Origin of the sequence: Luteimonas cucumeris (assembly GCF_007830035.1) — a bacterium.
Lineage (GTDB): Bacteria > Pseudomonadota > Gammaproteobacteria > Xanthomonadales > Xanthomonadaceae > Luteimonas_C > Luteimonas_C cucumeris.
Genome location: NZ_VLKN01000002.1, coordinates 320,851 through 345,817, shown reverse-complemented (window position 1 = coordinate 345,817; position 24,967 = coordinate 320,851). Strand labels below are relative to the sequence as shown.

The window sequence follows — 24,967 nt, the reverse complement described above, 5'->3', positions numbered from 1 at the left end:
GATGACACGTCCGGCCATCCAGCAGCGCGTCGACGCTTTCTGCGCTCGTTTCGGCCTGCGCGTCCCGATCCTGCTGGCGCCGATGGCCGGTGCCTGTCCTCCGTTGCTTTCGATCTCGGTGGCAAACGCCGGCGGCATGGGCGCGCTGGGTGCGCTGCTGCACTCGCCCGACGCCATCGCCGCGTGGATGGCCGACTACCGGAGCGGCGGCGACGGACCCGTGCAGATCAACCTCTGGATTCCGGATCCGCCGCCTCGCCGCGATGTGGCGGCCGAAACCGCGATGCGCGAATTCCTGGCGCAGTGGGGGCCGGCCGTCGATGTCTCTGCCGGCAACGCCACGCCGCCTGATTTCGACCTGCAATGCGAGGCGACGCTGGCGGCGTGTCCGCAAGTGGCCTCGTCGATCATGGGCGTGTTCCCCGCGACATTCGTCGTGCGGTTGCGCGCAGCAGGCATCGCCTGGTTCGCCTGCGCCACCACACTGCAGGAAGCGCTGGCGGCGGAAGCGGCCGGGGCCGATGCGATCGTCGCGCAGGGCTTCGAAGCAGGCGGTCATCGCGGCGCGTTCGATGCGGGCTGCGCCGAACGCCAGGCGATCGGCCTGTTCGCGCTGCTGCCAAGGCTGGTCGACAGGCTCAAGGTGCCGGTGATCGCCGCCGGTGGCATTGCCGACGGCCGTGGCATCGCAGCCGCCTTGGCGCTGGGAGCCAGCGCGGTGCAGATCGGTACCGGGTTCCTGCGCTGTCCGGAAGCGGGAATTGCATCGTCGTGGGCGCAGGCGCTGGCGGCCACGGAGCCGGAAGACACCTGGCCGACGCGCGCCTTTTCCGGTCGGCTGGGACGTTCGCTCGCCACGGAATACGTCCGCGCTGCCGCCGGTCCGGAGGCGCCGCGGCCGGCCGCCTATCCGGTCCAGCGCGGCCTGACCGCGGCGATGCGCGGCCAGGGCGGAATCGACGGCGACCTCGCCCGGATCCAGGCCTGGGCCGGCCAGTCTGCCTGGCTGGCCCCGGACCGGCCGGCTGCGGAATGCGTCGATCGATGGTGGAACCAGGCCCGGGCGCTGATCTGAGGCCTTGGCGGGCTGCGAAGCCGGGAGTTTCCTCGGCCGCGTCAATGGCTTACAATTTCCGGCTTACCTCGCCGCTCCCTGGCGACTGGGCAACACAGGAAATACCGTTCATGGTCAAGATCCGCCTCACCCGTGGCGGCGCCAAGAAGCGCCCCTTCTACCACATCATCGTCACCGACCAGCGCGCAGCGCGCGATGGCCGCAACATCGAGCGCGTGGGTTACTTCAACCCGGTCGCCTCCGGCAACGAGAAGCGCGTCGAGCTCGACACCGAGCGCGTCAAGCACTGGATCGGCCAGGGCGCGCAGATGACCGACAAGGTCCGCAACCTGTACAAGGAAGCGGCCAAGGCTCAGGCTTCGGCCTGATTCCTGCAGCCGTGTCACGCACGGCTGAGCATCCATGACCGATAGCCGCCGCCGCGTCCTGTTGGGCAGGATCGTCGGCGCCTTCGGCGTGCGCGGCGAGGTCAAGCTCGACTCGTTCACCGAGCCGAAGGCCGCGATCTTCCGCTACCAGCCCTGGACGCTGCGCGACGCGCAGGGCCGGGAGCGCGCGCTTGATGGCGCCCGCGGCCGCGACACGCCGAAGGGCGTGGTGGCGAAGATGCCGGAAGTGTCCGACCGCGATGCCGCCGAGGCGTTGCGTGGCACCGAAGTATGGGTCGCGCGCTCGGCGTTGCCGCCGCCCAAGCCTGGTGAGTACTACTGGATCGACCTGGAAGGCCTGCGTGTGGTCAACACCGAAGGCGTCGAGTTCGGCCGCGTCTCGCACCTGTTCTCGACCGGCGTCAACGACGTGGTGGTGGTGCAGGGCGACCGCGAGCGGATGATTCCGTTCGCGATGCCCGATTACGTCGTCTCGATCGACTTCGACTCGCAACTGATCGTCGTCGATTGGGATCCGGAGTTCTGAAGCCGTGATTCGTGATTGGTGATTGGTGATTCGAGCGGCGGCCCTTGTCCTGCGAATCACCAATCACGAATCACTAATCACCATCCCCGCCCACGATGCGCATCGACATCGTCAGCCTGTTCCCCGAGTTCGTGACCCAGGTCGCCGGCCATGGCGTCGTTGGCCGCGCGCAGGAGCGCGGACTGCTCGCGCTGCACGGCTGGAACCCGCGCGACCATGCCGAGGGCAATTACCGGCGTGTCGACGATCGTCCCTTTGGCGGTGGACCGGGCATGGTGATGCTGATCGATCCGCTGCGCGCCTGCCTGGCGGCCGCGCGTGCGGCCGATCCGGCGCCGGCCAAAGTCATCTACCTGAGCCCGCAGGGCATGCCGCTGACCCAGGCCAAGGTCCGTGAACTGGCCGGCGAGCCGCGTTTCATCCTGCTGTGCGGGCGCTACGAAGGCATCGACGAGCGACTGGTCGCGGCCGAGGTGGACGAGGAGCTTTCGATCGGCGACTACGTGCTGTCCGGCGGCGAACTGGCCGCCGCGGTCGTGGTCGACGCGGTCGCGCGATTGCAGGAGGGGGCATTGAACGATGCCGAATCCGCCGCCCAGGACAGCTTCGCGGCCGATGGCCTGCTCGACTGCCCGCACTACACCCGGCCGGTCGAGCATGAACTGGGCACGGTGCCGGAGGTGCTGATGTCGGGCAATCACGCCGGGATCGCGCGCTGGCGCCGGCAGCAGGCGCTGGGGCGGACCTGGCAGCGGCGGCCGGAGCTGCTGGACGAGGCCGCGCTGTCCGCGGCCGACCGGAAGCTGCTGGAAGCGTTCAAGGCCGAAAATCCGTAGGGCGGGCCCCGGCCCACCATCGGGCTGGTGAGGTGCGCGTCAAAACCGGCGCTCCGAGCTGATCGCGGGGATACGGATAGTCACAGGCTGTGGGCCAAGGCCCACCCTCATGCGGAACGCTAAACCCTAGCCACGCAAGGAAAAAGGCCGCTATAATGCGCGGCTTCGCTCTATCGTCAGGCGCCTGCCCGCAGGTCGACCCGGCATCCAATAACGACAGAACCCAGATCAAGCAGGCCGCGCCATGACCAATTCCATCCATACCCTGTTGCAGGATTTCGAAGCCGCCCAGGTGCAGCGCCAGCTGCCCGACTTCGGCCCGGGCGACACCGTCGTCGTCAACGTCAAGGTGAAGGAAGGCAACCGCGAGCGCGTGCAGGCCTACGAGGGCGTCGTGATCGGCAAGAAGAACGCCGGCCTCAACTCCGCCTTCACCGTGCGCAAGATCTCGCACGGCTACGGCGTCGAGCGCGTCTTCCAGACCCACAGCGCCACCATCGACTCGGTGCAGGTCAAGCGCCGCGGCGCGGTCCGCGCCGGCAAGCTGTATTACCTGCGTGGCCTGGAAGGCAAGAAGGCTCGCATCAAGGAAGATCTGGCTGCACACGCCAAGGCCAAGAGTGCCGCGGCCGCTTCCGCCGAGTAAGTTTTCCGCCTCATTCGATATGCAAACGGCCACCTTCGGGTGGCCGTTTTGTTTTGGATGCAGATCGACGTCTGCGTGCGGCGCTGTCGACAGAACCTACGAGTCACTCGATGTCGTGCCAGCGCGATGGCGTCAGTTCAACCGAGTGGGGTGCTTCGCCGCGAAGTAGATCCATGTCGCGGCAACCGTCATTCACCGATGCCGGCCAGTACGCCGCCTGCATTCCGTTCGTGGACAGGAACACGACGCCGAGGAAGCGGCGCCCCGCGTCGAGGATGATCCTGAACTCCCGAAATGGCGCGCCTGTGCGACTGGTGTTGGCGAGCCAGCGCTGTTCCTTCAGGAACGATTCGCGATCGGTGGAGAGCGTCGGTGCAGGCTCGGGCAGATCGCGTACTCGCCATTCGAATCCCGGTCCGCGCGACCAGGCTTTCGCGCCGCGCTGGTATGCAACCGTCCCCAATGCGGCTGACGCGTGCAGTACCTCGACGCGATCCGCGTCGCCCACGCACAGGCTCGGAAAGCCCGTGCCGCTTCCTTCGACCGCAACATACAAGTCGTTGCCTGCCCGCAATAGCCATACCTCACCGCCGCCGACCAGCTTTTCACGGCGCGCACCGGCCCACTCGCCGGGCTTGGCGACGCCATCGATCGTGGGCGTGACCGCCGCGGCGGTGCCGATGGCAAGGTAGATCGGCAGTGCGATCCACGGCAGGAGTCTCGGCATCGTCGGCCTGCCGCAGAGCGGCTTCGTGGCATCGGCAGCCGAACTCAAGCCCGCGGCCCCTGGTCGGCCACGGGCGATGGCGGTTGCGCCGGAATTTCCGCCGGTACCGCGATGCCATCCGGTTCTGCTGGCAGCATGGTCGCTTTCCGCCAGTTGCCCCATCTGTAATACGCCAGCGACATCAGCATCGCGCACAGGGCGCTGGCAGGGAAGCTCCACCAGATCGCGTCGGCGCCCAGCGTCGGTTGCAGCAGTTTGGCAAATGGGATGCGGATGCCCCATAGCGCGATGCCGAGTATCACCAGCGGTGGAATCACCGCGCCGGTAGCGCGCACCACGCCGGAAACGACGAAGGTCACGCCGAAGAACAGGAAAGACCACACCGCGATGTGGTTCAGATGGCGCGCATGTTCCAGCGCCGCGCTGCCTTCGGGCATGAACAGCGACAGGATGCTGCGATCGAACAGGACCAGCGGCAGGATCAGGGCGCCGGTCATCAGGAAGTTGAACAGCGTGCCGGTGCGTGCGGTGCCGTCGACGCGGTCCCAGCGCCCTGCACCGACATTCTGCGCAGCCATCGACGAACATGCCGCGCCGATCGCCATCGCCGGCATCTGCACGTAGGTCCATAACTGCAAGGCGGCGCCATAGGCTGAAGTGGTGTCGACGCCATAGGCATTGACCATGCTGATCATCATGATCATCGCCAGCGAGATCAGGATCATCTGCAGGCCCATCGGCACGCCCTTGACCACCAGTGCGCGCAGGATCGCCAGGTCAGGCTTGTACACTGCGTTTTCGTGGCGGCTGATCCACAGCGGATGGCGGCGATGCCGCAGCCACAGGATCAGCGCGACCAGGCTGATCACATTGGAGATCAGGGTCGCGGTCGCCGAGCCGGCGATGCCCATTTCCGGAAACGGGCCGATGCCGAAGATCAGCAGCGGATTGAAGACGATGTCGAGCAGCACCACCAGCAGCAGGAACGCGAACGGCGTGCGGGTATCGCCAGAGCCGCGCAGGATCGCCGACAGGAACGCGAACATGTACAGGAACGGCACTGCCATGAAAATGATGCGCAGATAAGCTTCGGCCAGCGGCAGGGCTTCCGGCGGCGTGCTCATCCACGCCAGAATGTGGCGCGACAGCGGCATGCCGATGCAGGCAACGACCAGCGAGACGCCGAAGAAGAACGTCGCACTGGTGCCGATCACGCGCTTGGCCTGCGCCATGTCCTTGGCGCCGATCGCCTGGCCGACCAGGATCGTCGCGGCCATGCCGACGCCGAAGATCGCGCCGATCAGGAAGAACATGATGTTGTTGGCGTTCGCCGTCGCCGTCAGCGCCTGTTCGCCGAGGAAGCGCCCGACCCAGATCGCGTTGACCGAGCCATTGAGCGACTGCAGTACGTTGCCGGCGAGGATCGGCAGCGCGAACACGAACAGCGTGGAGCCGATCGGGCCGCGTGTGAGATCGAGCGAGGTCTTCATCTTCGCCGCATCTTGCCAGACGGCTGCGAGGCGTACGGTAAAATGGCGTGGATGCCGCATCGAACCGACGAAGATCCGCGCGCTGCCGCGCCGCCGCCCGCGGTACGGCTCGACCTCTGGCTGTGGGCCGCGCGCTTCTTCAGGACGCGCAGCCTGGCGAAGCAGGCGATCGAGACCGGCAAGGTCGACGTCGGCGGCCAGCGTGCCAAGGCTTCGCGCAACGTGCAGGTCGGCGACGCGATGAAGGTCGTGCGCGGCGAGGAAGTCTTCGCGATCGAAGTGGTCGCGACCAGCGATCGGCGTGGTTCGGGCGCCGTCGCACAGACGCTGTATCGGGAGTCGGACGAATCGCGGCTGGCGCGTGAAGCGCGTCGCGCCGAGTTGCGTGCGGCACGTGCTGGCTACCAGGCGCCACTGACCAAGCCCGACAAGCGTGCGCGCAAGCTGATCCGCGCGCTGGGCGACATCGACGCGACCTGAAGCGCGGGCAGGGCGTTACGGCGCCGAAAAAAAGAACGCCGGCACAGGCCGGCGTTCCTTTTGTAGCGTCGCGAAGCAGTGAGCAGGTCAACGCAGGTCGAAGCGATCCAGGTCCATCACCTTGGCCCATGCCGCCACGAAATCGCCGACGAACTTGTGCTGCCCGTCCGCGCTGCCGTAGACCTCGGCCAGCGCGCGCAGCACCGAGTTCGAGCCGAACACCAGGTCGACGCGGGTACCGGTCCACTTCACTTCGCCGCTGGCGCGATCACGGCCCTCGAACACGTCCTTGGTGTCGGAGATCGCCGTCCACTCCGTGCCCATGTCGAGCAGGTTGACGAAGAAATCGTTGCTCAGCGTACCCGGCCGAGTGGTGAACACGCCGAGCGCCGAACCGCCATGGTTCGCGCCCAGCACGCGCAGGCCGCCGACCAGCGCAGTCATCTCCGGCGCGGTCAGGGTCAGCAGTTGCGCCTTGTCCACCAGCAGATGCTCGGCCGGCACCGCCGAAGGCGCCTTCTGGTAGTTGCGGAAGCCGTCGGCGAACGGCTCCAGCGGCGCGAACGAGTCGACATCGGTCTGGTCCTGGCGCGCGTCGGTGCGGCCCGGCGAGAACGGCACGCTGACATCGGCGCCGGCGGCCTTGGCGGCCTGCTCGATGCCTACGCCGCCGGCCAGCACGATCAGATCGGCCAGCGAGATCTTCTTGCCACCGCTGGCATCGATGTTGAAGTCGGCCTGGATGCGCTGCAGCGCCTTGAGCACCTTTTCCAGCTGCGCCGGCTGGTTGACCGCCCAGTCCTTCTGCGGGGCGAGGCGGATGCGCGCGCCGTTGGCGCCACCACGCTTGTCGCCGCCGCGGAAGGTCGAGGCGGAGGCCCATGCGGTCGACACCAGTTCGGATACCGACAGGCCGGAGTCGGCGATCTTCTGCTTCAACGACGAGATGTCGGCCGCTTCCACCAGCGGATGGTCGACGGCGGGTACCGGGTCCTGCCAGATCAGTTCTTCCTTCGGTACTTCCGGGCCGAGGTAGCGCGCGCGCGGGCCCATGTCGCGGTGGGTCAGCTTGAACCAGGCGCGGGCGAAGGCATCGGCGAATGCCTGCGGGTTCTCCAGGAAGCGTTTGGAGATCGGCCCGTAGATGGGGTCGAAGCGCAGCGACAGGTCGGTGGTGAGCATCGTCGGACGGAGCTTCTTCGACGGATCGTGTGCGTGCGGCACGTCCGCCGGCGCGCCCCTGGCCACCCACTGCTGCGCACCGGCCGGCGACTTCTCCAGTTCCCATTCGAAGCCGAACAGGTTCTCGAAGAACTTGTTGCTCCACAGCGAAGGAGTCTGGGTCCAGGTCACTTCCAGGCCGGAGGTGATGGTGTCGCCGCCGTGGCCGGTGCCGAAGCGGTTGCGCCAGCCCAAGCCCTGCAGCTCCAGGTCGGCCGCTTCCGGCTCGGCGCCGACGTTGTCGGCCGGGCCGGCGCCATGGGTCTTGCCGAAGCTGTGCCCGCCGGCGATCAGGGCCACCGTTTCCTCGTCGTCCATCGCCATCCGGCCGAAGGTGTCGCGGATGTCCTTGGCGGCCAGCAGCGGATCGGGATTGCCGTCCGGCCCCTCCGGGTTCACGTAGATCAGGCCCATCTGCACCGCCGCGAGCGGGTTCTCCAGGTCGCGGGTGTGCTTGACCATGCTGTCGTCGTCCTTGACCAGCACGCCGTGCGCCTCGTCCACGCCGGGCGAGCCGCGCGAATAGCGGTCATCGCCGCCGAGCCACTTGGTCTCGCGGCCCCAGTACACGTCCAGGTCCGGCTCCCAGGTGTCCTCGCGCCCGGCGCCGAAGCCGAAGGTGCGGAAACCCATCGTCTCCAGCGCCACGTTGCCGGCCAGGATGATCAGGTCGGCCCAGGAGATCTTCTGCCCGTACTTCTGCTTGACCGGCCACAGCAGGCGCCGCGCCTTGTCCAGGCTGACATTGTCCGGCCAGCTGTTGAGCGGGGCGAAGCGCTGCTGGCCGCGACCGCCGCCGCCGCGGCCGTCGCCGATGCGATAGGTGCCGGCGCTGTGCCAGGCCATGCGGATCATCAGGCCGCCGTAGTGGCCGAAGTCGGCCGGCCACCAGTCCTGCGAGTCGGTCATCAGCGCGCGCAGGTCCTTCTTCAGTTCGTGGTAGTCGAGCTTCTTGAATTCGGCTGCGTAGTCGAAATCATCGTCCAGCGGATTGGAGCGGGACGAATGCTGGTTGAGCAGGTCCAGGCGCAGCTGGTTCGGCCACCAGTGGCGGTTGCTGGTACCGCCGCCAGCGGTCTGGTGGAAGGGGCACTGAGCTACTTCTTTGTTCATGGCTGGCGTTCTCGGGCTGGGATCAAGGGAGCCTACGTCCAGGTGGACGGTTTATGAAATTGAATGAAGCGAAGTTGTCGATAGGCAATAGCTATTGTTCGTCGCGCGGTTACACGCGGTCGGCAAGACTACGGAGTCGTCGCACCGGTTCTGGCTTGTGCGGGTGGGCGAGGGCGTCAGGCGCGGGGAAGATTGCCGAGGAGCGACTGGCCAACCCTCATCAGGTCCGACAGGTCGACGTCACCGTCGGCATCCTGGTCGAGTACGGCGCTCATCATTCCGCCGCCGAGTCCGCCCTGCTCGCCGATGCGCTGCCGTTCCTGGCCGAGGATGTCGCCCAGTGCCTGCGGTGACGAGGCGGCGTCGTTGCCGGCGACCTCGGTCGTGCCCTGGCGCTGGTCGAACATGCGCTTGGCGAGGTAGGCCATCACGATCGGCGCCAGCCAGCGCAGCAGCATGTTGGCCTTGTCGCCGCCGAGCCCGGTCGCCTGTCCCAGCGCCTGTTCGGCACGCGGTTCGCGATCGCCGAGCACGTGGCCGAGGATCCGTTCGCCCTGGCCACCGCCGCCAAGTACCGACCCCAGCACGCTGCCCAGGTCGAGGCCGGCATGGTCTTTCTGCAAGGCGCCGAACAGCGCCTGCGCACCCTGTGGCTGGCTGGCATTGCGGCCAAGTGCACCCATCAGCAACGGCAGCGCCGCACCGACTGCGGCATTGGCCTGCGATGGATCGACACCCAGTTGCTGGGCGATCTGTTGCAGCGGTGCGCCCTGCAGTTGCGAGGCGAGGTCGTCGGTCAGCGAAGACGAGGCATTCATGGCGGGCTCTGGCTGCGGGTGAAGGCAGACAGTAGGCCGGCATCCGTTACGAAATCGAAAAGGTGGCGGTGTTCCATCCTCTTGGATGATCCTGCCTGCAACCCCGTTTCGCCGCGCCAAGCTGCTGCTGGTCGCGAAGCCACATTTGATCGCCGGCCGTAGCGTGCGCTGTGCGCACGAACGTGTCGCGTCGAAGCCACCGATCGTGCGCACGGCACACGCTACGACAAACAGAATTCCTACAGCGCCTTCAGGCGATACAGCGCTTCCAGTGCCTGCTTCGGCGTCAGTTCGTCCGGATCGATCGCCGCCAGCGCATCGAGGGCGGCGGAGGCGGGTGCGAACAGGCCGATCTGCTGCGGACTGTCGAGCGCGACCGGTGTGACGGTGGCGGCGCGCGAGTCGCCGCGTTGCTCCAGTTCCGCGAGCCGGCCGCGCGCCTGCTTCACCACCGACTTCGGCAGCCCGGCCAGCGCGGCCACCTGCAGACCGAAGCTGCGGTCGGCCGGTCCGTCCTTGACCGCGTGCATGAACACCAGCGCGTCCTCGCCGCCCGCGTCGCGATGCTCGACCGCATCCAGGTGCACGTTGGCGATGCCGCTGTTGGGCTCGGCCAGCGCGGTCAGTTCGAAGTAATGCGTCGCGAACAGCGTGTAGCAGCGGTTGACTCCGGCCAGATGACGCGCGACCGCATCGGCCAGCGCGAGGCCGTCGTAAGTCGACGTGCCGCGGCCGATCTCGTCCATCAGCACCAGCGACTGTGCGGTGGCGTGGTGCAGGATGTAGCTGGTCTCGGCCATCTCGACCATGAAGGTCGACTGCCCGCGTGCGAGGTCGTCGCCGGCGCCGATGCGGGTCAGGATGCGGTCGATCGGGCCGATCTCCGCGCGCGCCGCCGGCACGAAGCTGCCGATGTGCGCCAGCAGCACGATCAAGGCGTTCTGGCGCATGTAGGTGCTCTTGCCGCCCATGTTCGGGCCGGTGATCACCAGCATGCGTGGTTCGACAGGCTCACCATGAGCGGATCGCTCGACAGGCTCACCATGGGCGGCATTGCCCAGCATGAGATCGTTGGGCGTGAACGGTTCCGCGCGCACCGCTTCCACCACCGGATGGCGGCCGCGTTCGATGCGCAGGCCGGGCGCATCGGACAGCTGCGGTGATGACCAGTCCAACTGCTGCGCGCGTTCGGCGAAGCAGGCCAGCACATCGAGCTCGCTCAGCGCGGCGGCGCAATGCCTGAGCGGTTCCAGCCGTGCGTTGAGGGCATCGAGCAGTCCTTCGTACAGCAGTTTCTCGCGCGACAACGCGCGCTCGCGCGCGGACAGGACCTTGTCCTCGAACGCCTTCAACTCCTCGGTGATGTAGCGCTCGGCGCCGGTCAGCGTCTGCCGCCGCGTGTAGTGCGTCGGCGCGCGCGCGGACTGACCCTTGCTGATCTCGATGAAGTAGCCGTGCACGCGGTTGTAGCCGACCTTCAGCGAGGCGATGCCGCTGGCCTCGCGTTCGCGCGCTTCGAGGTCGATCAGGAACTGGTCGGCGTGGGTGGACAGCGTGCGCAGTTCGTCGAGCTCGGCGTCGTAGCCTGCGGCGAAGATGCCGCCGTCGCGGGCCAGCACCGGCGGCTGTTCGACAAGAGCCTGCGCAAGCAACGTGGCCTCGGCGTCGTGTTCGCCGAACTCGGCGAGCAGTGCCTGCAGTCGCGGCGAATCGAGCGGGGAAAGCAGGACGCGCAGGTCGGGCAGCAGCGCCAGGCCGTCGCGCAGCGTACTCAGGTCGCGCGGTCGCGCCGAACGCAGGGCGATGCGCGACAGGATGCGTTCCAGATCGCCGAGCGCGCGGAAGTTCTCGCGCAGGGATCGTTCCGCGCCCTGATCGATCAGCGTGGCGACCGCATGGTGGCGCTCGCCGACGATGCGCCGATCGCGCAGCGGCCTGTGCAGCCAGCGCCGCAGCAGGCGTCCGCCCATCGGCGTGATCGTCGTGTCGAGCACGCCCAGCAGCGTGTGCCTGCTGTCGCCATCGACGCGCGTGTCCAGTTCCAGGTGCCGGCGCGTGGCGGCATTCATCGCGATCGCGCCATCGCTGGCTTCGATCGCGATGGCGGTCAGGTGCGGCAGGCGCTGCTTCTGGGTTTCCTCGACGTAACCGAGCAGCGCGCTGGCGGCGGCGATCGCCAAGGGGCGGTCTTCCAGTCCGAACCCGGTCAGGTCGTGCAGTCCGAAGAACTGCAGCAGTTGCCGGCGACCGGTATCGGCATCGAAGAGCCACGGCGCGCGTCGGCGCAGGCCATTGCGCGCGGCGACGAAGGCCGGCCAGCCGTCCTCGTCGGGCAGCAGCAGTTCGGCCGGCTCCAGGCGGGACAGCTCCGCTTCCAGCGCGTCGTCGCCGATCACTTCGTTGGCCAGGAAGCGCCCGCCGGCCAGGTCGGCCCAGGCCAGACCATAACCGTGCTTGTTGCGCGACACGGCCAGCAGCAAGGTGTCGCGACGTTCGCTCAGTAGGGCTTCGTCGGTCACCGTGCCGGGAGTGACGATGCGCACCACCTTGCGCTCGACCAGGCCCTTGCTGGCAGCCGGGTCGCCGATCTGCTCGCAGATCGCCACCGACTCGCCCAATGCCACCAGCCGCGCCAGATAACCCTCGGCCGCGTGGTGGGGCACGCCAGCCATCGGGATCGGCTGGCCAGCGGAATTGCCGCGCTGGGTCAGGGTGATGTCGAGCAGCCGCGCTGCCTTGCGCGCATCGTCGTAGAACAGCTCGTAGAAATCGCCCATCCGGAAGAACAGCAGCACGTCGGGATGCTCGGCCTTGGCGGCGAAAAACTGCTTCATCAAGGGCGTGTGCTGCGCGGCGCTGGACATGCATTCCGGGCGGTCGGGAGAGGGCGCATAGTTTGCCTGATCGCTCAATGCTGGACCGTACAGTCCTGTGATACCGTTGCTGCGCTTCGCAGATCCGCAACGGGAAGCCGGGGTCCCCCACCTGCCGGCACCAGGGTCTTGGCGTTGCCCGGCGCTGGCCTGGGCCGTGCTTTCCGTCGTTTTTCGATGTGAGCCATCCATCCCAAGGGGACATTCCATGAAGGCATCCGGTCTGCAGCGCAACCTGTTGGCGCTGGCGGTTGTTTCCGTTCTGGTTTCAATGCCGTTGTCAGTGTCGGCGCAGGATGCCAAGCCGGTCACCGGCAACGTCGATGAGGACCAGCCCAAAACGCTGGGCACGCTGGTCGTCACCGCGCAGAAGCGCGAAGAGCAGTTGCAGAACGTGCCGATCGCGATCACCACGCTGTCGCAGCAGCAGCTGCAGGACGCCGGCGTGCGTGACGTCAAGGACATGCAGGTGCTGGTGCCGGGCCTGACCGTGACCAGCACCCAGAGCGAGGCGCAGACCACCGCCCGCATCCGTGGCATCGGCACCGTCGGCGACAACGCCGGCCTGGAGTCGTCGGTGGGCGTGGTGATCGACGGTGTATATCGGCCGCGCAATGGCGTCGGCTTCGGCGACCTCGGCGAGATCGAACGCATCGAGGTGCTGAAGGGTCCGCAGGGCACGGTGTTCGGCAAGAACACCTCGGCCGGCGTCATCAACGTCATCACCCGCCGCCCCAACCACGAGGTCGGCGTCGACGGCGAATTCACCTTCGGCAACTACGGCGCACTCGGCGTCAGCGGCGCGTTCAACGCACCGCTGGGCGAGAAGGCCGCGTTCCGCGTGTTCGGCACCAAACGCATCCGCGACGGCTTCGTCGACGTGCACACCGGCGCCGGACCACGCCAGGAAAAGGACGACTTCGACCAGAACTACCAGTCGCTGCGCGGGCAGCTGCTGGTTGAGCCGAACGACGACCTGGACATCGTCTTCATCGCCGACTACACCAGTCGCGAGGAGAACTGCTGCACCGGCGTGACCACGGTGCGCGGGCGTACCGGCGACATCATCAACGCGTTGTCGCCGGACAGCGGCGTCGCGCCGGTGGCCGATCCGTTCGCGCGCGAGGCGTGGAGCAACCGCAGCACCGAACAGGACATCAAGGACAAGGGCCTGTCCGCCGAAGTCACCTGGAACACGCCCTGGCTCAACGAGGCGACGCTGACCTCGATCACCGCCTACCGCGACTGGGGTGCGATCAACGGGCTGGATTTCGATTTCTCCAGCGCCGACCTGCTGTATCGCAATCCGCGGCAGGACGAGTCGTTCACCGGCTTCGAGACCTTCACCCAGGAATTCCGCCTGACCGGCGCGACCGAGAAGATCGACTGGATGGTCGGCGCGTTCTATTCCGACGAGGACCTGGACCGCAACGAAACCTACCGGATCGGCAATGCCTACGAGCCGTACCTGTCGACCGCATTGCTGGCGCTGATCAATCCGGCGCTGACCGCATCGCCGACCGCGCCGCGCTTCCTGGCCGACGCGACCGGCCTGGCTCCGGGCACCGTGTTCGCCGGCTTTGGTGCCAATGACAAGTACAAGCAGAATGCCAAGAGCTTCGCGGTGTTCACCAACAACACATGGCACGCGACCGATGCCTTCGATCTGACCCTGGGCCTGCGTTACACCACCGAGGACAAGGAACTCGATTCGGCCTACAGCAATCCGAACGGCAGCCCGGGTTGCCGCTCGTACTTCGGCGCGAACGGGCAGGTCAGTCCGGCTGCGATCGGCCGCATCGCTACCGCGCTGACCACGCGCGGCGTGCCGTTCGCCTCGCTGCCGCCAGCCACGCAGCAGACGCTGATCCGCCAGATCGTCGGCTACAGCTGCCTGCCCTGGGCCAACGTGGCGCACAACGGCCGCGACACGCACCAGGAGCGCGAGGAGAAGGAGTGGTCCGGCACGATCAAGGCGGCCTACCGCTGGAACGAACAGGTCATGGGTTATGCGTCGTTCGCGCGCGGCTACAAGGCTGGCGGCTTCAACCTCGATCGCGTGCAGTCCAATACCGGCCTGTCCAGCGGCACCGATGGCCTGATCCCGGTCGACGACACTTCGTTCCCGGGTGAGTTCGTCGACAGCTATGAGCTGGGCTCCAAGACGACCTGGCTGGACGGCAACCTGCTGCTCAACGGTGCGCTGTTCTACCAGAAGTACGACGATTTCCAGCTCAACAGCTTCCTTGGCACCAGTTTCGTGGTGCGCTCGATTCCGGAAGTGGTGTCCAAGGGCATCGATACCGAAATCATGTGGCAGGCGAGCAAGGGCCTGCTGCTGCAGGGCGGCCTGATGTACGCCGACACCAGCTATGGCGATGAGACGCCCACGGCGGACTTCATCGCTCCGGCGGGCAACCTGTACAAGTTGCCGGGCAGCCAGGTCAGCTTCGCCCCCGACTGGTCGGCGACGGCGGCGATGACCTACGAATGGGAATTCGCCAACGCGCTGATGGCGCGTTTCAACCTCGGCGCGAAGTACATGTCCGACTACAACACCGGTTCCGACCTGGATCCGGAAAAGCACCAGGACGCGTACACGGTAGTGAACGCACGCGTCGGCTTCGGCGCCAGCTCCAAACGCTGGATGGTGGAACTGTGGGCTCTGAACCTGACCGATGCCGAGTACGCGCAGGTCGGCTTCGACGCACCGTTGCAGAACATCTCGCCTGCGCCGGGCCATCCGTTCAATTCCTACAACGCCTTCCTCGGCGCCCCGCGCACCTACGGCGTAACCTTCCGCGTCAGCTACTGATAGTGAACCGGATCGACCCACTCGAACGGCGGCCCTTGGGCCGCCGTTCTTTTTTTGTGCATGGGGCCAAGATCGCTTCCGCAACAGCTTTCGGGCGACACCGCCATGCATCCGTTGCAGAATCCGCGTTCCTCCGCTGGAAACCCGCCGTGACGACATACTCCGACGCCGATCTGTATGCGCTGGCTGACAAGCTTGGGCAGCGTTTCCGTGCCAACCACGACCGGCTTGTGACCGCGGAAAGCTGCACCGGCGGCTGGATCGCCAAGACGGTGACCGACATCGCCGGCAGTTCCGACTGGTTCGACTGCGGCATGGCCGCCTACAGCTACGAAGCCAAGCAGGCGTTGCTGGGCGTCCGCGCGCAGACACTGGAGACGCAGGGTGCGGTCAGCCGCGACACCGCGATCGAGATGGTGTCCGGGGCGCTAGTGAATTCCGGAGCCAGCGTGGCAGTCGCCGTCACCGGCATCGCCGGCCCCGGCGGCGGCACAGACGACAAACCGGTCGGCACCGTGTGGATCGCCTGGAAGCGCCGCGGCGGTTACCCCAAGGCCGAACTGTTCCATTTTGACGGCGATCGCGAAGCGGTGCGGCGGCAGACGGTAGCGGCCGCGTTGCGGGGCCTCGAATCCGCGTAACGGAATCGCTGGGCAACCCGCGCGCATGGTTGCATCGTCCGGTCATTAGTAGTATTACTACTAACCATGGACCTGAGCGAAAACCAGCAAGCCATCCTGGCCTTGATTGCCGAGCGCATCGAGGCTGAAGGAATGCCGCCGTCGCAGACGGAGATCGCCAGGGCTTTGGGCTTCAAGGGCGTGCGTGCGGCGCAGTACCACCTCGAAGCGCTGGAGGCGGCCGGCGCGATCGAACGCCTTCCCGGACGCGCGCGCGGCATCCGCCTGCTGCGCGCGCCCCTGGCGCCGCAGCGCGAACTCGCGCTCGACGATGCTGGCAATGACGCTGTGCGCGTGCCGGTGCTGGGCCAGGTCGCCGCTGGCGCGCCGATCGGGGCCGATATCGGTTCCGATGATTACGTGATGCTCGATCGCACTTTCTTTTCGCCGGTTCCCGACTATCTGTTGAAGGTCAAGGGCGATTCGATGCGCGACGAAGGCATCTTCCACGGCGACCTGATCGGCGTGCATCGCACCCGCGACGCGCGCTCCGGCCAGATCGTGGTGGCGCGCATCGATGACGAGATCACCGTCAAGCTGCTCAAGCTCGGCAAGGATCGCGTCCGCCTGCTGCCGCGCAATCCGGACTATTCGCCGATCGACGTGCAACCGGGCCAGGATTTCGCCATCGAAGGCCTGTATTGCGGCCTGGTGCGGCCCACTCGCTGATGCGACGCATGTGCCTTGATCCCAGCGTGCCGTGGTTGGCTTTCCGACAGGTCGATGCGGCATTTTCCGACATTTGGCCCGGTGCTCGGCCGGTACCGGGCAATACGGTGCGCCGGCTAATTTTGATCCGCGGCACCAAGGTCTCAGTCCCTGCGACCGACGCCGTCTAGATTGCCCTCCAACCGATCACCACCCTTGAAGGAATCCCCGATGGACGAGAACAAAAAGCGCGCGCTGTCCGCCGCCCTGACCCAGATCGAGAAGCAGTTCGGCAAGGGTTCGGTGATGCGCATGGGCGACCGCACCGTGGAAGCGGCCGAAGTCATCGGCACCGGCTCGCTGATGCTCGACCTGGCACTGGGTATCGGCGGCCTGCCCAAGGGGCGCGTGGTCGAGGTCTACGGCCCGGAATCCTCGGGCAAGACCACCCTGACGCTGCAGACGATCGCGCAGTGCCAGAAGGCCGGCGGTACCGCTGCTTTCATCGACGCCGAACACGCGCTCGACCCGATCTACGCGCAGAAGCTCGGCGTCAACATCGACGACCTGTTGCTTTCGCAGCCCGATACCGGCGAACAGGCGCTGGAAATTGCCGACATGCTGGTGCGTTCCAACGCCGTCGACATGGTGGTGATTGACTCGGTCGCGGCGCTGACGCCCAAGGCCGAGATCGAAGGCGAGATGGGCGACCAGTTGCCGGGCCTGCAGGCGCGCCTGATGAGCCAGGCGCTGCGCAAGCTGACCGGCAACATCAAGCGCAGCAACTGCATGGTGATCTTCATCAACCAGTTGCGCATGAAGATCGGCGTGATGATGCCCGGCCAGAGCCCCGAGGTGACCACCGGCGGCAATGCGCTGAAGTTCTATGCGTCGATCCGCCTCGACATCCGCCGCATCGGCGCGATCAAGAAGGGTGAGGAGATCATCGGCAACCAGACCCGCATCAAGGTCGTCAAGAACAAGATGGCGCCGCCGTTCAAGCAGGTCATCACCGAGATCCTGTACGGCGAGGGCATCAGCCGCGAAGGCGAATTGATCGAAATGGGCGTGGAGGCGCGGTTGGTCGACAAGGCCGGTTCCTGGTTCAGCTACGACAACGAGCGCATCGGCCAGGGCAAGGAGAACGCGCGCCAGTATCTCAAGGAAAATCCGCTGGTCGCGACCAAGCTGGAAACTGCATTGCGCGAGAAGCTCAAGCCGACGGTGGTGCCCGCGGCGCCCGCGGAAGCGGTCGAGGAAGAGGCCGAAAACTGAGGTCAGTGGACTTTGCCTCTCCCAGGGACGGGAGAGGCCGGGTTCTTTTCATTTTGAGGCAGCCCGCTTGGACGATTCCCGCGACATGGACAGAACGGCGCGCAAGCGCCGGGTGCGCCCTGAGCCGACGCCCATCCAGCGCGCCCTGGGCCTGTTGACCCGGCGCGAGCACTCGCGCAAGGAACTGGCCCGCAAGCTGGCTGTCCGTGGCGTGGGCGGCGCCGATGCCGAGGCGGCTATTGCCAAACTGTCGAAAGAGGGCTGGCAGGACGATGCCCGCTTCGCTGAAAGCCTGGTCCGCAGCCGCGCCGGTACCGGCTACGGCCCGATCCGCATCCGCGCAGAACTCGGCATGCACGGCCTCGATCGAGAGGCGATTGCGAGCGCCTTGGACAGCTTAGATGGTGACTGGTCCGAACAGGCCCGCGACCTGGTTCGACGCCGCTTCGGCGAAAGCGTGTCCACCGACCGAACCCTGCAGCGCAAGGCCGCGGAATTCCTGGTTCGTCGCGGCTTCGCCGTCGAGCAGATCCGCGCCGCGACGCAGTTCGATCCAATGGATTCGATGTAGGGCGGCAGAGCCTTGAAGGCTTCCGGGCGTCGCCGGCGCAGCGCTTCCGCTTCAGCCTCGGTCCGGGCGGAAGCCCGCCACAAGTGTGGCGTGACGATGGCGCTCCGCACCGGAGTATGGGCGGGCAACGCCATGGACTGCTAACCTGACGGGATTGGGTTGTCTGCTCGGCCCCGTGCCCGCATCTTGCAGGGCAGGGCGGGGTCCACGGCGGGCCCGCCAGCCATTACAGTCGATATGAAAACCACTTCCGAAATCCGCAGCGATTTCCTCGATTTCTTTCGCCAGAAAGGCCACACCATCGTCCCGTCGGCGCCGCTGGTGCCGGGCAACGACCCGACGCTGTTGTTCACCAACTCTGGCATGGTCCAGTTCAAGGATGTGTTCCTTGGGGCGGAGAAGCGCAGCTATGTGCGTGCGGCCGACGTGCAGCGCTGCCTGCGCGCCGGCGGCAAGCACAACGACCTTGACTCCGTCGGCTATACCGCGCGCCACCACACCTTCTTCGAGATGCTGGGCAACTGGTCGTTCGGCGACTACTTCAAGAAGGACGCCATCGCCTGGGCCTGGGAACTGCTGACCGAAGTCTGGAAGCTGCCGAAGGAGCGCCTGCTGGTCACCGTCTACCACACCGATGACGAGGCCTACGCTATCTGGCACGACGTCATCGGCATCCCCGCCGAGCGCATCGTGCGCATCGGCGACAACAAGGGCGCGCCGTTCGCCTCGGACAATTTCTGGCAGATGGCCGACACCGGTCCCTGCGGTCCGTGCACCGAGATCTTCTACGACCACGGTGAGCATCATTTCGGTGGGCCGCCCGGCTCGCCGGACGAGGATGGCGACCGTTACATCGAGATCTGGAACCTGGTGTTCATGCAGTTCGACCGCCAACCGGACGGCACCCTGCAGCCGTTGCCGGCGCCGTGCGTGGACACGGGCATGGGCCTGGAACGCCTGACCGCCGTGCTGCAGCACGTGCACAGCAACTACGAGATCGACCTGTTCCAGGCGCTGATCCACAAGGCGGCCGAACTCACCGCCACCGCGGATCTGGAGAACAAGTCGCTGCGCGTGATCGCCGACCACATCCGCGCCTGCTCGTTCCTGATCGTCGATGGCGTGCTGCCGTCCAACGAAGGTCGTGGATACGTGCTGCGCCGGATCATCCGCCGCGCCCTGCGCCATGGCTGGATGCTGGGCGTGCGCGAGCCGTTTTTCCACAAGCTGGTGGCCACGCTCGACCAGGCCATGGGCCAGGCTTATCCGGAACTGACCGCCAAGCGCGAGCTGGTCGAGCGCGCGCTCAGGGCCGAGGAAGAACGCTTCGCAGAAACCCTCGATTCGGGCATGCGCATCTTCGAGGATGTCGCGGCACGGAGCGTGGCTGCGGGCGCCAACGCGATCCCGGGCGTCGACGCGTTCCGCCTCTACGACACCTACGGCTTCCCGGTCGACCTGACCGCCGACATCGCCCGCGAGCGTGGGCTGACCGTGGACATGGCCGGTTTTGACGCCGCCATGGCGCAACAGCGCGAGACTGCGCGTGCGTCCGGCAAGTTCGCCTCCGGGGTCACGCTGCCGGCGGAACTCATTGCCCAGCTCAGGCCCACCGGCTTCCTCGGCTATGACACGCTGGCGGCCGATAGCCTGGAAGTGCTCGCCCTGCTCAAGGACGGTCGTGCGGTCGATGTCATCGAAACCGGTGACGAAGCCATCGTGATCCTCGATCGCACTCCTTTCTATGCGGAAAGCGGTGGCCAGGTCGGCGACACCGGCGTGCTGGAAATGCAGGGCAGCCGCTTCATCGTCGGCGACACCCTGAAACTTGCCGGGCAGTTCCACGGACACCTGGGCACCCTGCAGGCGGGCACGCTGCGCAAGGGCGATCGTGTCTCGGCGGCGATCGACGATGCGCGTCGCGCTGCGACCGTGCTCAACCATTCCGCCACCCACCTGCTGCACTCGGCCCTGCGCAGCGTGCTGGGCACGCATGTCACCCAGAAGGGGTCTCTGGTCGCGCCGGACCGCCTGCGCTTCGATTTTTCGCACTTCCAGCCGATGACGGCAACGGAACTGGCCGAGGTCGAGCGTCGCGTCAACGCCGAGATCCGACGCAACCATGCGGCCGAAGTGCGCCACATGGACATGCAGGAGGCGCTGGACTTCGGCGCCATGGCGCTGTTCGGCGAAAAGTATGGCGAGCGTGTCCGCGTACTGCGCATGGGCGACACTTCCACGGAGCTGTGCGGCGGCACACATGTCGCCCGCACCGGCGACATCGGGCTGTTCAAGATCGTGTCCGAGGGCGGCGTCTCGGCAGGCGTGCGACGCATCGAGGCCGTCACCGGGCAGGGCGCGCTGGATTACATCGATGAGGAGGAGCGCCGCCTGGGCGAAGCCGCGCAGCTGCTCGGCGGCAGCGCGCAGGACGTGGTCGACAAGATCCGGCAGATCACCGAACGGCAGAAGAAGCTCGAGCGTGAACTGGAGGCATTGAAAGCCAAGGCCGCCTCCGGTGCGACATCGGACCTGGCGGCTTCGGCCATCGAGCTGGGCGGGATCCGCGTGCTGGCCGCGCGCCTGGAGGGCATCGACGCGAAGGCCCTGCGCGACGCGGTCGACCGCCTGAAGCAGCAATTGGGCGACGCGGTGATCGTGCTCGCCGGCGCCAGCGACGGCAAGGTGGCGCTGGTCGCAGGGGTGAGCGGCAGCCCGTCAGGCAAGGTCAAGGCCGGCGAACTGCTGGCGCATGTCGCCAGTCAGATCGGCGGCAAGGGCGGCGGCCGGCCGGATCTGGCCCAGGGCGGTGGCGACGATGTCCCGGCGCTGGCGGCGGCCTTGGCGGGGATTCCGGACTGGGTCGCGGTGCGCCTGCACTGAACCGGGTATGACTTTTGTCCTTGTCGGCCCGAGAGGCCGGTTTGTATGATGTCCGACGTTCTTGAACAGTTGTAAGCGTTTTCCGCCAGCTCCCATACTCATAAGAAAACGCTCGCCTGCGGATTGGCCGCGGGCTTACGGAGATTTTTCCTCATGTTGATTTTGACCCGCCGTGTTGGCGAAACCCTGATGATCGGAGATTCGGTCACGGTCACCGTACTCGGTGTCAAGGGTAACCAGGTGCGCATCGGCATCACCGCGCCCAAGGACGTCGCCGTACACCGCGAAGAGATCTACCAGCGCATCCAGCGCGGAGACGACATCGTCAAGCCCGACGCGGATTCCGAGCCCGAGGCAATGCAAGGTTTACCGCAACCCGGTTGAACCGGTATCCTTGCGCCCTTCGCGAATCCTGTTTGTGCGGCTCGCGACGTAATCCGGAGACTTGCCCGAGAGGCCGAAGGGGCTCCCCTGCTAAGGGAGTATGGGGTCAAAAGCTCCATCGAGGGTTCGAATCCCTCAGTCTCCGCCAGTTTCAGCAAATGGGAATTGACCGATACCGGTCCGATTCGGCACAATTCCGCTTCTGCATCACGCGCCCGTAGCTCAGCTGGATAGAGCACCAGGCTACGAACTTGGGGGTCGGAGGTTCGAATCCTTCCGGGCGCGCCATTCAAGACAAAAAGGCCAATGAGCGCTAGCTCATTGGCCTTTTTGTTTGCCTGTTCGCATTCAATAGCGGTGTCGCCGGTCGAGACAGGCCCTGTGCGGTTTCACCGCCCGGTTTTCGTGTAGCGAAGACGTGGTGTTGTGCATGCGCTGTCGAAGCGAGCACTACCGGCCGGTGATCATGCTTGCGGACTTAGGACGTTGCGTATGGCGTAGTAATCGGCGATGGAGGCGTCCATCTGCATGGTGCCGCCCGAAACCGAAAAATGCTCGAAGGAGTCGTGTACATACTTCTCGAAGAAGTGCTCGACTTCCGGCGCCACAGTTTCGGGAAGAAAATCGGCATTCCGTGCCTGCGATCCGAGTCTTCCTTGCGCGGTACGCGCCCTGTGCCGAAGCAGGTGCTGCATGACGATCAGCTGTTTGTCAGTCTCTGTCCTGGAACGCCCCTTGGCATGGATCCGTACGCGCTTTTCATCGGCATCCTGCATCGCCAGCCCGGAGTCGATCCACGCCCAGTACAGGCGCATGTGCGCACTCATGACCTCTTGCAAGGTGCCCGACGCGTGGCTGACATGGCGCATGTATTGGCTATGCGCCTCATGAATTTCTGCAGGCACATCGAAGGAATGTGCGAGTTCAGCTTTCCAGCGGGGGGATGCCTGCATTTCTGCCAGGGAAAGCAGCTTCAGGCCCGCACCGCGTGCATGGTCGAGCATCTGCAACAGGTTCAGGCGCGATAGTTTGTTGGACCGACCCTGGTCATCGCTGTCATAACCCCCGCCTACATCGGCGTGAGCCCCGGGTACGACGGCCTGGACATAGCGGTTGGTGCCGAGGCAGGTCAGAGGAAAGGCATCGCGCAGCTCATGCGCGGCAGTGGAGTGAAAACACTTCTCGACGTAACTCGGTACGCTGGTCCTGATCAGCCTCGGGCGCGTGTTCTTGCCGGCTCCGCCGATCGATTCGACTGTGTCAAAAATCCCCAGGAACTTCACGTTTAGTGGAATACCGTCGAACTTGAGCCTGCTGCCCGAGCGGGTTACTTTGGAGTGGGCTGCCAACCAGTGCATGAAAGCACGAGCCTCCGTCGCGCCACGCGAAAATCCGAAGGCCGCGACGTTGATTTCATCAACGCGCATCCTGGCACGGGTCCTTTCGATGCTGTCTTCGAAATCGAACATGGCCTTTTCCAGACGGATGTCGACGCCGTCACCCACTGCGAGCCCCATTTTGTTCTCGAGCCAGCTGTCTTCCTTGTAGCCATGCACATCAACATGGACTGGCAGACCACCTCGGGTATGGATGGTTTTGCGTGAGAGGTGATCCTTGAACTCGAAGTCGGTGCCCAAGCCTTCGTAATAGTGAGGGATGATTCCGGTGTCCTGGTCGCGATGATGTGCCTGGAACAGAGCGGCCACATTGGAGTGAGAACGCGGAAAGTCTGTGTGCCGGTTGTTTCCGGTGCCGTCGAAGAAAAAGCTTAGCCATAACGGGATATGGCAAGTGTTGCAGGCTGGCCTCTCATGCTGGCCCCGTGTTTTTGCCCTGGCTCGGGCCACCATGTTCTCGACTGCGCGGACGCGCGGCCCAATCACTTGATCCTGTGGCGTGTTCATCATGTCCTCGCTTAATCCAGGTCAATGCTTGGGCCGGAGTTCATCATGTGCAGTGGGTATTCGGCCTCTGGCTTGATACCCAATTCGGACAGGCGCTGATCCAACAGGTCTTTACGGGGAAAACTCATTCCCGGAGCGATTTCGACGATGATCTTTCGCTTCGGCAGCACATGGACGATGGCGTACGTCGCGTACTTCGTCCACGGCTGCTCGATCTGCGCCCTCGCGGTGTAGGTGTCCTTGACGGTTTTCACCTTGACGTCCACCTCACGCAGTCCGGATGTGAGCTTGATGCAGCACATCGCACCACCTCCGTTGACATCGCCTGGCTTGACTGCATCTTCTCCAAAGCCGACGTGCTTGCCGTTCATCCAGACACCTGCAAGATGCTCGTCGGAGTAGTTGAAGATGGTCGTGGACAAACTGGCTTGCTCAGGCTCGCGCGCGCAGCCAGATATAGCAGGCAGCCATGCCATCGCGGCGAACAGCAGAATTTTGTCCCACGCGTGGTTCGACATGTCATTGCCTTGAGTTGGAGGAAGCTCGGCTGGCGTTGCCATGTCCGCCGTCGACTCCTTGCCGGCGTCAGAATCGCCCGATCTGGCCTGCTGCGGGTATGCCGGGAAACCAATCCCGAGCAGCGCGGTATCGCCAATCATGCTGACTATCCTGTTCATGTCACTCCTTCATCGCGAGCGTCGATCACTTCATCCCATTCTCGCCATTCGGTTATGGGGGTGTCGTCGATGGCGTCGGCAAAGCTGATCTGCGATTTTCCGGATCTTTCCAGTGCCCGGGCTACTGGTCCTTGCTGATCGAAGCCCTCCGGCAATTGCAGGCTGAGGACACAGTACAGGGCGATATCTTCACGACTGCACAATCCGTGCCGGCGCGCCCGATGCTGCCGCTCGCGTACCTTCCGCCACTGTTCGCACCTGCTTAGCCCTGCCAGCAATGTGCTATCGGTTTCATTGGCCTGCGCGATGATAGTTCCTGGCGTCAAGGCATCATCCAATGCATCGATTTGATCGGTAGTGAGAGTCAATCGAGGAATCCTCCGCCTCTCATGGCGAGTGCGGGCGAGTTGAACAGGGCGACTGCAGACATCGATCGCCATCCAGTTTGATACAGGCCCCAACGCGCAATCAATCTGGGCGGGAGTCAGCAAGGGCATCAGGGCCGACATCACGACCGTATCCTGAAACCGGAATAGAAGTTGCGAGCCATCCGGCTGCCGCAGCATGATCAGCCTTCTCAGATGATTTGATGGATTGGTATGGTCCTCGGGTACCAGCAAGAAGCTGCAAACCTGCTTTTCGGCAGCTTCCGTGCATAGAGGGTGCCAACGCTTGTCATCGAGCCTTGCCATGAAAAGCCGCGGTCCCAGCGCCTTGAGTTCAGGCGAAAGATCGTAATAAAGGTTGGGTAGCTGCTCGAAAGCCTCGTGACTGAAGCCGAGGGCTTCTGCGCATTGTTCTGCGCTTGCATAGCGCGATGGGTCGATCAGCGCCATCCATGATGCGGCGTCGGTATGGTGCCGTTCCAGCCATGCCATCAGCTTGGTGGCGGTGGTCAAATGCTCGGATGCCGTCCTGATTTCGTGCTCTTGCATG

At 65.3% G+C, this 24,967-nt stretch carries 21 protein-coding genes and 2 tRNA genes; 15 read left to right on the top strand and 8 right to left on the bottom strand.

Annotated features, from left to right (window positions below):
- Window position 1 precedes the first annotated feature (1 nt).
- The 5 genes from IP90_RS04650 (at window position 2) to rplS (ending at window position 3,472) form a co-directional block, all read left to right on the top strand.
- Window positions 2-1,075 (top strand): NAD(P)H-dependent flavin oxidoreductase, encoded by a 1,074-nt coding sequence (locus tag IP90_RS04650; protein WP_144898449.1) that lies wholly within the window; start codon window positions 2-4, stop codon window positions 1,073-1,075.
- A 110-nt stretch (window positions 1,076-1,185) separates the two neighbouring features.
- The gene (gene rpsP, locus IP90_RS04645; protein ID WP_144898448.1) at window positions 1,186-1,443 is read left to right on the top strand and encodes a 30S ribosomal protein S16; all 258 of its coding nucleotides are present in this window, start codon (window positions 1,186-1,188) and stop codon (window positions 1,441-1,443) included.
- A gap of 34 nt (window positions 1,444-1,477) precedes the next feature.
- A complete protein-coding gene (rimM, locus tag IP90_RS04640) occupies window positions 1,478-1,990 on the top strand; it encodes a ribosome maturation factor RimM (RefSeq protein WP_144898447.1) in 513 nt (170 codons plus the stop codon).
- A 95-nt stretch (window positions 1,991-2,085) separates the two neighbouring features.
- On the top strand, window positions 2,086-2,826 hold the full coding sequence (trmD, locus tag IP90_RS04635) for a tRNA (guanosine(37)-N1)-methyltransferase TrmD (protein ID WP_144898446.1): 741 nt from the start codon (window positions 2,086-2,088) through the stop codon (window positions 2,824-2,826).
- A 244-nt stretch (window positions 2,827-3,070) separates the two neighbouring features.
- The gene (rplS, locus tag IP90_RS04630; protein ID WP_144898445.1) at window positions 3,071-3,472 is read left to right on the top strand and encodes a 50S ribosomal protein L19; all 402 of its coding nucleotides are present in this window, start codon (window positions 3,071-3,073) and stop codon (window positions 3,470-3,472) included.
- Window positions 3,473-3,575: 103 nt separating this feature from the next.
- On the opposite strand, the gene IP90_RS04625 is transcribed toward rplS, so the two are convergent.
- Window positions 3,576-4,247 (bottom strand): hypothetical protein, encoded by a 672-nt coding sequence (locus tag IP90_RS04625; protein WP_144898444.1) that lies wholly within the window; start codon window positions 4,245-4,247, stop codon window positions 3,576-3,578.
- Window positions 4,244-5,689 carry an MATE family efflux transporter gene (locus IP90_RS04620; RefSeq protein WP_144898443.1) on the bottom strand — a complete coding sequence of 482 codons (1,446 nt, stop codon included), beginning with the start codon at window positions 5,687-5,689 and terminating at the stop codon, window positions 4,244-4,246. The genes IP90_RS04625 and IP90_RS04620 overlap by 4 nt, the downstream gene beginning before the upstream one ends.
- Window positions 5,690-5,740: 51 nt before the next feature.
- Here IP90_RS04620 and IP90_RS04615 point away from each other — a divergent pair, with 51 nt between their 5' ends.
- A complete protein-coding gene (locus IP90_RS04615; RefSeq protein WP_144898442.1) occupies window positions 5,741-6,169 on the top strand; it encodes an RNA-binding S4 domain-containing protein in 429 nt (142 codons plus the stop codon).
- A gap of 87 nt (window positions 6,170-6,256) precedes the next feature.
- Here IP90_RS04615 and katG read toward each other — a convergent pair whose 3' ends face one another.
- The 3 genes from katG to mutS form a co-directional block, all read right to left on the bottom strand.
- Window positions 6,257-8,503, bottom strand: a complete 2,247-nt coding sequence (gene katG / locus IP90_RS04610; protein ID WP_144898441.1) for a catalase/peroxidase HPI — start codon at window positions 8,501-8,503, stop codon at window positions 6,257-6,259.
- Window positions 8,504-8,679: 176 nt separating this feature from the next.
- On the bottom strand, window positions 8,680-9,321 hold the full coding sequence (locus IP90_RS04605) for a DUF937 domain-containing protein (RefSeq protein ID WP_144898440.1): 642 nt from the start codon (window positions 9,319-9,321) through the stop codon (window positions 8,680-8,682).
- A gap of 239 nt (window positions 9,322-9,560) precedes the next feature.
- Entirely contained in the window at window positions 9,561-12,185 is a 2,625-nt protein-coding gene (gene mutS, locus IP90_RS04600) for a DNA mismatch repair protein MutS (protein WP_199753407.1), read from the bottom strand.
- Window positions 12,186-12,402: 217 nt separating this feature from the next.
- Between mutS and IP90_RS04595 the strand changes: the two genes are divergently transcribed.
- From IP90_RS04595 to IP90_RS04555, 9 genes are all read left to right on the top strand, one after another.
- Window positions 12,403-15,009 carry a TonB-dependent receptor gene (locus tag IP90_RS04595; RefSeq protein WP_242007484.1) on the top strand — a complete coding sequence of 869 codons (2,607 nt, stop codon included), beginning with the start codon at window positions 12,403-12,405 and terminating at the stop codon, window positions 15,007-15,009.
- Window positions 15,010-15,158: 149 nt separating this feature from the next.
- The gene (locus IP90_RS04590) at window positions 15,159-15,650 is read left to right on the top strand and encodes a CinA family protein (RefSeq protein ID WP_144898438.1); all 492 of its coding nucleotides are present in this window, start codon (window positions 15,159-15,161) and stop codon (window positions 15,648-15,650) included.
- Between the two features lie 66 nt (window positions 15,651-15,716).
- The gene (gene lexA, locus IP90_RS04585; protein ID WP_144898437.1) at window positions 15,717-16,358 is read left to right on the top strand and encodes a transcriptional repressor LexA; all 642 of its coding nucleotides are present in this window, start codon (window positions 15,717-15,719) and stop codon (window positions 16,356-16,358) included.
- Between the two features lie 210 nt (window positions 16,359-16,568).
- Window positions 16,569-17,612, top strand: a complete 1,044-nt coding sequence (recA, locus tag IP90_RS04580) for a recombinase RecA (RefSeq protein WP_144898436.1) — start codon at window positions 16,569-16,571, stop codon at window positions 17,610-17,612.
- Window positions 17,613-17,697: 85 nt separating this feature from the next.
- Window positions 17,698-18,183 (top strand): recombination regulator RecX, encoded by a 486-nt coding sequence (gene recX, locus IP90_RS04575; RefSeq protein WP_144898721.1) that lies wholly within the window; start codon window positions 17,698-17,700, stop codon window positions 18,181-18,183.
- 237 nt (window positions 18,184-18,420) lie between these two features.
- Complete coding sequence (gene alaS, locus IP90_RS04570; RefSeq protein ID WP_144898435.1) at window positions 18,421-21,066, top strand: alanine--tRNA ligase; 2,646 nt, start codon at window positions 18,421-18,423, stop codon at window positions 21,064-21,066.
- Window positions 21,067-21,219: 153 nt separating this feature from the next.
- Complete coding sequence (csrA, locus tag IP90_RS04565) at window positions 21,220-21,450, top strand: carbon storage regulator CsrA (RefSeq protein WP_242007483.1); 231 nt, start codon at window positions 21,220-21,222, stop codon at window positions 21,448-21,450.
- A gap of 55 nt (window positions 21,451-21,505) precedes the next feature.
- Window positions 21,506-21,598: transfer RNA gene (locus IP90_RS04560), tRNA-Ser, on the top strand.
- Between the two features lie 63 nt (window positions 21,599-21,661).
- Window positions 21,662-21,738, top strand: a tRNA-Arg gene (locus IP90_RS04555).
- 176 nt (window positions 21,739-21,914) lie between these two features.
- Here IP90_RS04555 and IP90_RS04550 read toward each other — a convergent pair.
- The 3 genes from IP90_RS04550 to IP90_RS04540 are packed head-to-tail and all read right to left on the bottom strand — an operon-like array spanning window position 21,915 to window position 24,966.
- A complete protein-coding gene (locus IP90_RS04550; RefSeq protein ID WP_242007482.1) occupies window positions 21,915-23,357 on the bottom strand; it encodes a T6SS phospholipase effector Tle1-like catalytic domain-containing protein in 1,443 nt (480 codons plus the stop codon).
- Window positions 23,358-23,365: 8 nt separating this feature from the next.
- Entirely contained in the window at window positions 23,366-24,013 is a 648-nt protein-coding gene (locus IP90_RS04545) for a hypothetical protein (RefSeq protein WP_158635264.1), read from the bottom strand.
- A 14-nt stretch (window positions 24,014-24,027) separates the two neighbouring features.
- Window positions 24,028-24,966, bottom strand: coding sequence for a DUF4123 domain-containing protein (locus IP90_RS04540; protein WP_144898432.1), 939 nt, complete (start codon window positions 24,964-24,966; stop codon window positions 24,028-24,030).
- Window position 24,967 lies beyond the last annotated feature (1 nt).